Source organism: Chitinimonas prasina, assembly GCF_030160395.1.
Classification (GTDB): Bacteria; Pseudomonadota; Gammaproteobacteria; order Burkholderiales; family Chitinimonadaceae; genus Chitinimonas; species Chitinimonas prasina.
Genome location: NZ_BSOG01000068.1, coordinates 1 through 574, shown reverse-complemented (window position 1 = coordinate 574; position 574 = coordinate 1). Strand labels below are relative to the sequence as shown.

The following is a 574-nucleotide window of genomic DNA, read 5'->3' as shown; positions in this document are numbered from 1 at the left end:
GTTATGGAACAGAGAATGTCATCGAATTTTGCGTAGAATTTATCGAGGATCTTCGCCCAATCGGGGTACCTGAATCACGCCATGAAGGGAGACTACGGGGAAAGGGAACTCTCGGAAGGAAAGCAATAATGACGGTAGACAACAATTTATTCCGTAAAGCCCATTTCACGGTTCTGCAACAATCTTCATTGGTAGCTCCTCACATCGAGGAGCACTTGGCTCTAGTTCGCGCCAGAAACATCGGTAAGTCCGATGCATGGATTACACGGCATCACATTGATACTTTCCCCACGTGGCTACGACAACATCTCATGGGTAACGAGTCGATCAACCAACAACTTGCCTTCCTAGCGAGGGGACCGTCTGGGTCGATCGCGACATTCCAGGGATATGAGATCAATGGGTACACATTCTACACGAGAGCCCAAGACATAAAGAGCACGAACCAAAACAGCGCTGTTCGTGTCGATGCCATGGGACACGATGGAACAACTGCCACGTATTACGGTGCCATCGAGGATATATGGGAACTTGACTATGGTCCTCTCAAGGTTCCTCTGTTCCGGTGCCAATG

1 protein-coding gene is annotated in these 574 nt (G+C 49.1%); it reads left to right on the top strand.

The window, feature by feature from the left end; translation table 11 throughout:
• Nucleotides 1-128: 128 nt before the first annotated feature.
• The coding region (locus QQK16_RS21130) for a hypothetical protein (RefSeq protein ID WP_284198461.1) at nt 129-574 on the top strand (446 nt) is incomplete at its 3' end.